The following is a 10,803-nucleotide window of genomic DNA, read 5'->3' on the forward strand; positions in this document are numbered from 1 at the left end:
ATTTCTTCCCACATAGATGTGGGTTTTCCAACCACACAGGGCGCACAAAACGGTGCCCGAGGACCGACTTGGGAGTGCCCATGAACGCCCCGACGGCCACCGAATCCGCGGCCCGGTCCGCGGCGAGCATCGCCGGCTCCGACTCCGACGACCTTGCCGCATTCGGCTACAAACCTCAGCTACACCGGAGCCTTGGCAAATTCGCATCCTTCGCAGCCGGATTCTCGTTCGTCTCGATCTTGACGACGATCTTCCAGCTGTTCGCATTCGGGTTCAGCTTCGGCGGCCCGGCCTTCTTCTGGACCTGGCCGATCGTCTTCGCCGGGCAGTACATGGTGGCGCTCAATTTCGCCGAGCTCGCGGCGCGCTACCCCATCTCCGGGGCCATCTATCAATGGGCCCGTCGGCTCGGCGGTGCCGTGGTGGGCTGGTTCGCGGGCTGGTTCATGATCATCGCCCAGATCGTGACCGCATCGGCGGCGGCCATCGCACTGCAGGTGGTCCTACCGACGATCTGGAGCGGTTTTCAGCTCATCGGCACGGACTCCTCGTTGACCAGTGTCAGCGGCGCCTCGAACGCCGTGTTGTTGGGATCGCTGCTTCTGGTCGCGACCACGGCGATCAACGCCGTCGGGGTCAACTGGATGTCCCGCATCAACTCCATCGGCGTCACCTGCGAGATCGTCGGTGTGGTCGCCGTGGTGGGCATGCTCTTCGCCAGCGCCGAACGCGGTCCGAGCGTGGTGCTACACACCGGCGAGGCGGGCAGCGGATATCCGTGGGCATTCCTGGCAGCAGGGCTCATGGCCGCCTATGTGCTTGTCGGATTCGGCTCGGCCAGTGAGCTCGCCGAGGAAACCCGGAACCCGCGCCGGGTCGCCCCGCGCACCATCCTGTCCGCGATCGTGGTGTCGGCGATCGGCGGGGCGCTGATGATTCTGGGCGCCCTGATGGCCGCCCCCAGCCTGACCGACGGCCAACTCGCCACCGGCGGCCTACCTTATGTATTGGACAGCAAGCTGGCCTCCCCGTTCGGCACCCTGCTGCTCGTCGACGTGGCCATCGCGGTGTTTGTCTGCACCCTGGCCATCCAGACCGCGGCCTCACGCTTGATGTTCTCGATGGCCCGCGACGGCAAGCTGCCGTTCTCCTCCGTGCTCTCGCACGTGAACCCACGAACCGGCACACCCATCGCGCCAGCGGTGGTGGTCGGGGTGTGCTGTGTGTTGATCCTGGTGGTCAATTTCGGCAATGCCGCGCTGTTCACGAGCCTCTGCAGCGTCTGTATCGCACTGATCTACCTGGCCTACCTGATGGTCACCACTCCGTTATTGTTGCGCCGCTTGGGCATCGGCGGCAGCAAGTGGGACGCGAATGTGGGGCAGACCGATGCCGACGGACGAAAGCTCTTCTCTCTCGGACGATTCGGGCTCCCGATCAACATCCTTGCCGTCTGCTACGGCGCCTTCATGGTGCTCAACCTGTCCTGGCCGCGCGCGGCCGTTTTCGACCCGACCGGCACACACCCCTATCTGGTGTGGATAGCTCCGATCTGTATCGCCGCGGTGCTCATCGCCGGGATCGCGGCCTATCCGCGACGTGCCGATTCCACCACCGAGGAGCTCTCCTGATGACGACCGCTACCACCAAGGGAGCACGGGACCACGCCCGCGCACAGGCAGGCCAGATCACCGACGCGATGCCGGTACTGCCCGCCTCGAACTGGCCCTGGACACCCGAGGATGTCGACCCGCTCACGCTCACCTGGGCTGAGACCATCCCCGGCGGCCGGTACGCCGGCAAGGTGCTCGGGCGCGGCACTCGGCTCCGGCTCACCGACGTCACCGGCTCGGCGTGCGTGAGCGTGGTGCTGCTGCGCGCCGATGCCCCCTGGGAGCGGCTCAACGTCGCCGACACCGTCAAGGTGCCGTGGCAGGCTTATCTCGGCACCGGGCATCCCCTGCTCTCGGATCAGGGCCGGGTGCTGGCCACCATCGTCGCCGACAGCTCCGGACATCACGACACCTTCTGCGGAACCAGCACGCTGACCGCGAATGCCGCCAAATATGGTGCGGGCGATCTCTATTCGAAGAGCCCCGCGGGGCGTGAGCTGTTCACATTGGCCGCCGCAAAGCATGGGCTGGCTCCGCGTGACATCGGTCCGTCGGTGTCGTTCTTCCACGGAGTACGTGCGGGCGCCGATGGCGCACTACACAGCGTCGGCACCGCCGGCCCGGGGGCTGCGGTGGATCTGCTGATCCACCTGCCGGTGATCGTCCTGCTGGCGAACACCGCCCACCCGCTCGATCCGTCGCAGACCTTCGACACCGGGCCCGCCCAGGTTTTGGCCTGGCCCGCGCTCGATGAGTTGGTCGACCTGCCCAACAACGATCCGGAATACCAACGTGCGGTGCTCAACACCGAAGACGCCTGGGCCGCCGCCCAGAACGGAGAAATGCTGTGACAAACCCGGTTCTCGACGAAGTCGTCCCTGCCCGTGCCCCGTGGAGCGCTGTCGTCGCCGCCGGGGATGTACTCACGATCATCGACCTGAAGGGCAACCAGGCCGTCGACACACTCTTGTACTCGGCGGCTGACACCGCCGTGCGTTACTCGGCACAGACGACCATCGCAGCACAGTCAAACCTGTTCCTGCGCAGTGGAACAGTGTTGCGCGCAGAAGACGGTAGCCCGCTGATGACCATCGTGGAAGACGAAGTCGGCAGCCACGACACCATTGGTGGGGCATGCTCGCAGGAATCGAACACCCTGCGTTACGGCCACCACACCAAACACCAGCACGCGTGCGTGGAGAATTTTCTGCTGGAAGGCGCCAAGTGGGGTCTGGGTAAACGAGACCTGGTGTCCAACATCAACTTCTATATGAACGTCCCGGTGGATGAGGACGGGACACTCGGGATTGTCGACGGCCTTTCAGCACCCGGAAAGAAGATCAAGCTCCGGGCCGAGGTGGACACCCTGGTGCTGGTATCGAACTGCCCGCAGATCAACAACCCGTGCAACGGATTCGATCCCACCCCGGTCCGAATGGTGGTGGAGACCGTATGAGCATCATGACGGTCACCGCACCGGGCATGCTCACGACGGTGCAGGACTGGCCCGGACGCACCGGGTACTGGCAGGTGGGTGTGCCACCATCCGGCCCGATGGACGATCTGTCGTTCCGGCTCGGCAACAAGGCCGTCGGCAACTCCGAGGGCGCCCCGGGGCTGGAGGCGACACTCGCCGGTCCCACCCTGCATTTCACCGAGGACACACTCGTCTGCGTAACCGGGGCACCGGCACTGGTCACCGTGAACGGCAAGCCGGTGCCCCAGTGGCGTGCCGTCACCGTTCCCGCTGGCGGCACGCTCGCCGTGGGTGCCGCCTCCGACACCGGGATGCGGATCTACGTGCTGATTGCCGGAGGCATCCAGGTTCCGCACTTCCTGGGCAGCGCAGCCACCTTCACCCTCGGTGGGTTCGGCGGTCCGGCGGGACGTGCCCTGGCTGCCGGAGACGCCCTCCCGCTGGGGCACTCCGACGGCACCGAACCGCAGTGCATTCCCGGTGACGCGCAACCGGCCATCGGCCATCACTGGGAGCTCGCGGTCACCGAGGGGCCGCACGGCGCACCCGACTTCTTCACCCGCAGCGATATCGACGAGCTGCTGTCGACCGACTACGAGGTCCACTTCAACTCCGACCGCACCGGGGTGCGCCTCATCGGCCCCAAACCCCAATGGGCGCGCACCGACGGCGGCGAGGCAGGCCTGCATCCGTCAAACATCCATGACAATGCGTATTCCATTGGCGCCCTGGACTTCACCGGCGACACCCCCATCTTGCTCGGCCCCGATGGCCCCAGCCTCGGCGGGTTTGTCTGCCCGGTCACGGTGGTTTCGGCCGACCGGTGGAAGCTAGGTCAGCTGCGCGCGGGCGATACCCTTCGATTCGTCAGAATCGAAGCCTCCCGTAGCGCGTCGCTGCGCTCGATCGGTATCGATCGGCGTGGGCACTGGCCCTCGGTGTTCTCCACTCGTGGCGACGGCGACGACGGCGTACTGGCCTACCGTCCGGCGCGTGAGGACGCACCCGATATGACGTACCGGCGCAGCGGCGATGACAACATTTTGGTCGAATATGGCGACATCACACTGGATTTGGCCTTACGCGCGCGTGTCCACGCATTGCATCAGCGACTCGAGGACACCCACACCAACGGCATCGTCGATCTGACACCGGGCATCCGTTCGCTGCAGGTGCACTTCGATCCCGACAAGCTGCCCATGGGCAAAGTGCTGGGGCTGCTGGACGATATCGACGAGCATCTGCCCGCCTCTGACGAGCTAGTAGTGCCCAGCCGCCGGGTCGCCATGCCTCTGTCGTGGGACGACCCCTCGGCCCGCGATGCCATGGAGCGCTATCGCCTGGGCGTGCGCGCGGATGCCCCGTGGATGCCATGGAACATCGAATTCATCAGGCGCATCAATGGCCTGGACAGCGTCGATGACGTGTATCGCACGGTGTACGACGCCTCATATCTAGTACTGGGCCTCGGCGATGTTTACCTGGGGGCACCCGTGGCTACCCCCGTCGATCCCCGGCATCGCCTGGTGACCACCAAGTACAACCCGGCGCGTACCTGGACCCCCGAGAACGCCGTCGGCATCGGCGGGGCGTATCTGTGCATCTACGGCATGGAGGGACCCGGTGGATATCAGCTGGTGGGGCGGACCGTGCAGATCTGGAACCATCGGCACCCGGACAATGCCGGCGCGTTCGAACCGGGGACTCCGTGGCTGCTGCGGTTCTTCGACCAGATCAGCTGGTACCCGGTGAGCTCCGAGGAGCTGCTCGAACTGCGTGATGAGCTTGCCACCGGGCGCGGCACCGGCGGCGTCACGATCACCGACGGTTTGTTTTCCATGGCGGAATACTCAACGTTCCTTGCCCAAAACGCGACGTCAATAGGCGAGTTCCGCGATCACCAGCGCTCGGCATACGCGGCCGAGCGCGAAGCATGGAGCACTGCGGGCGAATTCGCCCGGGTCTAGCAAGTGAGCGCCCCGAACCCCTCGCTCGCGAATACCGGGGCGTGTCACTTTGCTGTCTGAATTAACCACCCCGGGCGATCTTGGTCAAGAGAAATGGGCACACCGACATTTCCAGGGGCCGAAAGTAGCGGCTTTCGCCACACACGGCGAGGGCGCACCGTTCGCACACGATCGGGCTGAGATCTGTGCGTACGGTGCGCCCTCGCGCAGTGGGGTGGCTTACTTGGCCTTGTACTCGTAGAACCCGATGCCGCTCTTCTTGCCAAGGCGCCCGGCCTCGACCATCCGGAGCAACAGCGGCGGGGCCGCATACAGCGGCTCCTTGTACTCGTCGTACATCGAATCGGCGATGAGTTTGAGGGTATCCAGGCCCACCAGGTCCGAGAGGCGCAGCGGTCCCATCGGGTGCGAGAGACCCGCCACGACAGCCTTGTCGATGTCTTCGACTGTGGCAAAACCAGATTCGGCCATCCGGATGGCCGCCAACAGGTAGGGAACCAGCAGGAAGTTGACCACGAAACCGGAGCGGTCGGCAGCACGGACAACCTGCTTACCCAGCACCTCGCTGGCGAAGGCCTCGGTGCGCGCAGCCGCCTCGGGCGTGGTCACCAGCGTCGAGATGAGCTCGACGAGTGGCAGCACCGGCACCGGGTTGAAGAAGTGAAGACCCAGCACGCGGCCCGGGTTCTTGGTCGCCGCAGCGATCTTCATGATCGGGATGCTGGAGGTGTTCGACGCGAGAACCGCATCGGGATCGGTGATCACCTCGTCGAGCTTGGCGAAGATCGAGGATTTGATGGACTCGTCCTCGATGACCGCCTCGATGACCAGCTGACGATCGGAGAAATCGGCCAGGTCGGTGGTGAACTTCAGGTTGGCGACGGCGGCATCGCGCTCGCGCTCGGTGATCTTCCCCGCAGAGACGCCGCGGTCCAGCGACTTGGTGATGCGGTCGCGACCGGCAGTCGTCAGCGCCTCGGTGGTCTCGAACACCAGGACGTCGACACCGGCACGTGCCGACACCTCGGCGATACCCGCGCCCATCTGCCCGGCGCCGATAACTCCTACGCGCGTGATTCCATCCGTCATCTTCGTGCTACTCCCTGAACATCGTTGTTAGTTTTGACTTTCCAGCACACAGGCCCCGCCCAACGGGATACGTGGGCGGGGCCTGTGCTGTCAACTCAGTGGGTCACACCGAGAGTCTTGACGTGGGCGCATTTGCCCGGCTAGAGCTCGGCTCTGCTTAGTGGAACTGACCCTCTTCGGTCGAGCCCTTCAGCGCCGCGGTCGAGGTGTTCGGGTCCACGGTGGTGGCGATCCGGTCGAAGTAACCGGCGCCGACCTCACGCTGGTGCTTGGTGGCGGTGTAGCCACGGGCCTCGGCCGCGAACTCGCGCTCCTGCAGATCGACGTAGGCGGTCATGCCCTCGCGGGCGTAGCCGTGCGCCAGGTCGAACATCGAGTAGTTCAGGGCGTGGAAGCCGGCCAGGGTGATGAACTGGAACTTGAAGCCCATGGCCCCCAGCTCCTTCTGGAACTTGGCGATGGTGGCGTCGTCCAGAGCCTGCTTCCAGTTGAAGGACGGGCTGCAGTTGTAGGACAGCAGCTGATCCGGGAACTCGGCCTTGACGGCCTCGGCGAACTTGCGGGCGACCGCCAGGTCCGGCACACCGGTTTCCATCCAGATCAGGTCGGCGTACGGGGCATAGGCCTTGGCACGCGCGATACAGGGCTCGATGCCCTTCTGCACGTTGTAGAAGCCCTCGGAGGTGCGCTCACCGGTGACGAACGGCTTGTCGCGGTCGTCGACATCCGAGGTGATCAGGGTGGCGGCCTCGGCATCGGTACGGGCGATGACGACGGTCGGGGTGTTGGACACGTCGGCCGCAAGGCGCGCCGAGGTCAGGGTGCGGATGTGCTGCTGGGTGGGGATCAGCACCTTGCCACCGAGGTGGCCGCACTTCTTCTCCGAGGCCAGCTGGTCCTCCCAGTGGGTACCGGCGGCACCCGCGGCGATCATGGCCTTCTGCAGCTCGTAGACGTTCAGCGCGCCACCGAAACCGGCCTCACCGTCGGCGACGATCGGCACCAGCCAGTTGTCGACGCTGGTGTCACCCTCGACGCGGGCGATCTCGTCGGCACGCAGCAGTGCGTTGTTGATGCGGCGCACGACGGCCGGCACCGAGTTGGCCGGGTACAGGCTCTGGTCCGGGTAGGTGTGGCCCGAGAGGTTGGCGTCGCCGGCGACCTGCCAGCCGGACAGGTAGATGGCCTTGAGGCCGGCACGGACCTGCTGCACGGCCATATTGCCGGTCAGCGCACCCAGCGCGTTGATGTACGAGTCGTCACCCTTGGTGACGCCTTCCCACAGGATTTCTGCGCCACGGCGGGCCAGGGTGTTCTCCTCGACGACGCTGCCCTGCAGCTCTTCGACCTGGGCGGCGGTGTAGTCGCGGGTGATGCCCTTCCAGCGGGGGTTGGTGTCCCAGTCCTGCTGGATTTCGGCCGCGGTGCGCGGCTTGCCGACATTCGACATTGGTGCTCCTCTGTTACTTGCCCTGGCGTTTGGCTGTCGCAGACAGATTGTTAACGCCCAGGCATGTTCACTGCGTTGACTGTTACGACGATGTCACAGACCATATGCGCAGGTCCACCCGTTCCCAATGCCAATTTTCGCTAGGTATTAACGGGCTTTTGCTAACCTTGCGAAGCGGCTAATCGTACGCCCGTACTGTTGCTACCGATCGGTAACCAACAATCCCCTGTTCAGAACGCTCGTACTGTTTAACCATCGACGCCGCGTCTAGTTATCGAGCGAATATCGATGCGAGAGCCTTCACTTCGTCGCCAACGACATATGTGAGCGTTGTAACACTGCGACCGGGGACGCCGAGCTCGGTTCCGTCCTCGTAGACGTTGGTGATGATTTCGAGCTTGTCTCCCAGCGAAACCGCGGAGTCATGCTCGAGGCTGACCCGATAGGGACCCGACAGCAGCTCCGGATTCCGCGAGAGGTGATCCTCCACGATGCTCCAGTAAACGGAGTTATTCATGTGGTCGAACAGGTCCATGTCGGTGAAACGCACCGGGAAATCCCGGACATCGGTCGCGGTCTCACGGTTACCGGGTTTGTTGTAGGGCTTCCACCGCAATCGGTCCACCTCCGTGGTGGACGCGACGGTGGCCAGGAAGTCGTCTTCGATACGGGCCGGCCCCTGGGTCTCGCGGCTGACGTGAATCCAGAACGCCTCGGACTCGATAAGGCCGCCCGCTCTGCCATCCAGCCGCACCCGCATTTGGCACCACCGATTGGAGGTGGCCGAACACCAGCGGCGCAGCCACAGCGCCTCCTTGAACTCAATCGGCCTGATCACGTCGATCATGGTGCGGCGGACTATCCAGTGCGGGTGGCTGTCCTCCGCCTCCACGCCGCGAAGGTGATCTTGGCCGATGTCCTGGATATGCCGAGCGGCTCCATCAAGCCGTAGACGCCCGCCGGAGTCGACGTCGGCGATGCGAACGGGCCAACGCCCCTCGTAGACGTGCGGATGCGCGTGCGGAACCGGCATCATGTCCTTGTCGAGGCCGGTGCTGGCTTCCACGCTCACGGTTCGGTCCTTTCGCGAGGTCACGCCGACTCCCGGCACGACGGAGACTGCGTCAACCGCGCATTCTTCGCAATCCATCGTCCCACAGTCGAAACCGGTCAAACATCGACGGCGTGTCACAGCGTATTCGGTTGAGGGCCAAACGATCTCGCATGCTTCAAGGCTCGCTCACGCGGCAAGCTCTCCGCTGGGCCATACGATCACCTGGTGGTAGCCACGCGGCCGGAACGTAACAACCGGGTCGGCCGAGGTCTTCTCGCAGCCGCGGGCCTGCTGTTCGTCATCGCCATCGGTGGACTCGCCATCACCGGCCACACCCTGGTCCGATTCTCCTCGGATGAAGCGGCCGGCTCCTATCCGCTCTGGATGCCGCTGGCCTCAACACTGATCGTGCTGCTGCTCACGCGCCTGGTACCGCAGCATCTGCCGGCGATCGACCCGCTTGCCGACATCGATCGGCGGCGCCTCATCCGTGAGGTATGGGTATTGGTGGGAGCGGCCCTCGCGTTTCCCGCCCTGGTCATCACGGCGACGTCCGCCGGGATACCGCGCGATGCCGTGTACAGCTCCGTCAAGGTGCTGATGCTTCTGGTGATCCCCCTGTTGGCCTTTCGGATGCTGCGCGGGGACGGCCCCCGGGCTCGGTGGAGCCCCCGCCTGGACCGCACTCGCATGCTGACGCCGATCGTTCCGGTCGTCGCGTGGATCACACTCGCCCGACTGGGCCCCCTCGCACCGCCCGCCAGCTCCCTGTCCAGCCTGCCTGATCCCGTCACCGTGGCGGTGGCATCGCTCATCACATTGCTGACCGCGGGCGTGCTCGAGGAGGTGTTCTACCGGGGCTTTGTACAGACCCGCTTGGAGTCATTGGTGGGCCGCTGGCCGGCCATCGCCACCGCGTCGGTGCTCTTTGCCGGCATGCACCTCGCCTCACACGTCCACGCCACCACCTTGGCCGTGGACCTTGCGACCATCGTGGCGGTCCAGGGAACATTCGGCGTGATGCAGGGCTATCTATGGAGCCGATATCGAAACATCTGGGCTCCGATAGCCATTCACATCGCCGTCAACCTGATCTACCTCGACATGCTCATCAGCTGATGATCGTTCCCGCACGCAAAGACACATCACCGCCGCAATGACGCAGAGTCCGGCGGCGACTCGAAAAGCGTTGTCGTAGTTGCCCTGCTGACCGCGCAGCTAGACGATGCCTACGCCGGTAAGTACCTGCCAGACCCCGACCACCGCGAAAAGGATGAGCAGCACCAGTTGTCGGTGGGCAAGCGCCCAATTGTGAACCGGTTCCAGAACGGCTTGAGTCCTCGCCGGAGCGATCACGTAACTGATGAGTGCCACCTCGAAAACGGCGAGCATCGCGAAGACGAAAACGATGGCAGCCAGAATCTGCGTACCCATTGAGGTTCCCGAGCCGACGATGATGGTGTCGACGAGCAGCACCAGCGGAGGCGGCGGCATGTATCCGATACCGAGGACCAGGGCGACCCACAGCGCCCCGTTCTCCCAGGCGCCCTTGCCATGGTGAAAAAGACGCCGGAACTTCGACACCACAACGGCGATGGCACTTCTGATGCGGCCGACAGACTGGGGTTCGGCGGTCGGCGTCTCTGGATCGAGGACCAAAACCGACGAATCTCCGCCCCCGCCGGCGGCCACAGGCTGATTCTCTCGCTTGCGCGACCGAAGCCGCACCGCGATCACTACGGCCAGCACAATGCACAGCACACCGGTGCCCAGCTGCAAAGGCTTGACCGACGAGCCCGGGTCCGCCGTCGCAAGGTTCTTCGCGAAGGACGCAAAACTCGGGACGAGATGCAGTGCGAAAAGCGCGACAAGGAAGGACGGCACATTCACGATCAGTGCGCCAACCCAGAAGGCCAGAAGGTTCTGCACCGGTCGAGGTCGCGATATGACCACCAAAATCAGGCCGAGCAGCACCGGATTGAGTGACATCAAAAATGCCAACCCCAACAGTTCGCGCCACATATCGGTAACCCTACTCTGTTTGCTCGCGAATGGCAGTGCCAGCCGAAATGCGATGAATCATGCTGGATACACTTATGAGACCGCTAATCATTCCGGCAGTACACAGTCCAAATAACTTAGCCATCATGAAT

9 protein-coding genes are annotated in these 10,803 nt (G+C 64.2%); 5 read left to right on the plus strand and 4 right to left on the minus strand.

What is annotated here, in order from left to right:
• The first annotated feature begins 80 nt into the window (after positions 1–80).
• Genes BB28_RS20640 through BB28_RS20655 form a run of 4 tightly spaced genes read left to right on the plus strand, consistent with a single transcriptional unit; the run spans position 81 to position 5,057 of the window.
• Positions 81–1,631, plus strand: a complete 1,551-nt coding sequence (locus tag BB28_RS20640) for an amino acid permease (RefSeq protein ID WP_046254855.1) — start codon at positions 81–83, stop codon at positions 1,629–1,631.
• Positions 1,631–2,464, plus strand: a complete 834-nt coding sequence (locus BB28_RS20645) for an urea amidolyase associated protein UAAP1 (RefSeq protein WP_046254856.1) — start codon at positions 1,631–1,633, stop codon at positions 2,462–2,464. The genes BB28_RS20640 and BB28_RS20645 overlap by 1 nt, the downstream gene beginning before the upstream one ends.
• Positions 2,461–3,069 (plus strand): urea amidolyase associated protein UAAP2, encoded by a 609-nt coding sequence (locus tag BB28_RS20650; RefSeq protein ID WP_225421952.1) that lies wholly within the window; start codon positions 2,461–2,463, stop codon positions 3,067–3,069. Before BB28_RS20645 ends, BB28_RS20650 begins: the two co-directional genes overlap by 4 nt.
• A 5-nt stretch (positions 3,070–3,074) precedes the next feature.
• Entirely contained in the window at positions 3,075–5,057 is a 1,983-nt protein-coding gene (locus tag BB28_RS20655) for a 5-oxoprolinase/urea amidolyase family protein (RefSeq protein ID WP_046256028.1), read from the plus strand.
• 219 nt (positions 5,058–5,276) lie between these two features.
• Here the strand turns inward: BB28_RS20655 and BB28_RS20660 are convergent, their stop codons facing one another.
• The 3 genes from BB28_RS20660 to BB28_RS20670 all read right to left on the minus strand — a co-directional run bounded on the left by BB28_RS20660 (position 5,277) and on the right by BB28_RS20670 (position 8,632).
• The gene (locus BB28_RS20660; RefSeq protein ID WP_046254858.1) at positions 5,277–6,146 is read right to left on the minus strand and encodes a 3-hydroxybutyryl-CoA dehydrogenase; all 870 of its coding nucleotides are present in this window, start codon (positions 6,144–6,146) and stop codon (positions 5,277–5,279) included.
• Between the two features lie 157 nt (positions 6,147–6,303).
• On the minus strand, positions 6,304–7,596 hold the full coding sequence (gene aceA, locus BB28_RS20665; protein ID WP_046254859.1) for an isocitrate lyase: 1,293 nt from the start codon (positions 7,594–7,596) through the stop codon (positions 6,304–6,306).
• Positions 7,597–7,867: 271 nt separating this feature from the next.
• A complete protein-coding gene (locus tag BB28_RS20670) occupies positions 7,868–8,632 on the minus strand; it encodes an acyl-[acyl-carrier-protein] thioesterase (RefSeq protein ID WP_046256029.1) in 765 nt (254 codons plus the stop codon).
• Positions 8,633–8,875: 243 nt separating this feature from the next.
• Between BB28_RS20670 and BB28_RS20675 the strand changes: the two genes are divergently transcribed.
• Positions 8,876–9,769 (plus strand): CPBP family intramembrane glutamic endopeptidase, encoded by an 894-nt coding sequence (locus BB28_RS20675; protein WP_052740304.1) that lies wholly within the window; start codon positions 8,876–8,878, stop codon positions 9,767–9,769.
• A gap of 99 nt (positions 9,770–9,868) precedes the next feature.
• On the opposite strand, the gene BB28_RS20680 is transcribed toward BB28_RS20675, so the two are convergent.
• Entirely contained in the window at positions 9,869–10,672 is an 804-nt protein-coding gene (locus tag BB28_RS20680) for a GAP family protein (protein ID WP_046254860.1), read from the minus strand.
• Positions 10,673–10,803 lie beyond the last annotated feature (131 nt).

Source organism: Mycobacteroides chelonae CCUG 47445 (assembly GCF_001632805.1).
Lineage (GTDB): Bacteria > Actinomycetota > Actinomycetes > Mycobacteriales > Mycobacteriaceae > Mycobacterium > Mycobacterium chelonae.

Bases quoted from the DNA above. Each gene is read 5' to 3' on its own strand.
- BB28_RS20670 (WP_046256029.1), bottom strand. From the start codon at position 8,632: ATGATGCCGGTTCCGCACGCGCATCCGCACGTCTACGAGGGGCGTTGG.
- aceA (WP_046254859.1), bottom strand. From the start codon at position 7,596: ATGTCGAATGTCGGCAAGCCGCGCACCGCGGCCGAAATCCAGCAGGAC.
- BB28_RS20640 (WP_046254855.1), top strand. From the start codon at position 81: ATGAACGCCCCGACGGCCACCGAATCCGCGGCCCGGTCCGCGGCGAGC.
- BB28_RS20680 (WP_046254860.1), bottom strand. From the start codon at position 10,672: ATGTGGCGCGAACTGTTGGGGTTGGCATTTTTGATGTCACTCAATCCG.
- BB28_RS20645 (WP_046254856.1), top strand. From the start codon at position 1,631: ATGACGACCGCTACCACCAAGGGAGCACGGGACCACGCCCGCGCACAG.
- BB28_RS20660 (WP_046254858.1), bottom strand. From the start codon at position 6,146: ATGACGGATGGAATCACGCGCGTAGGAGTTATCGGCGCCGGGCAGATG.
- BB28_RS20655 (WP_046256028.1), top strand. From the start codon at position 3,075: ATGACGGTCACCGCACCGGGCATGCTCACGACGGTGCAGGACTGGCCC.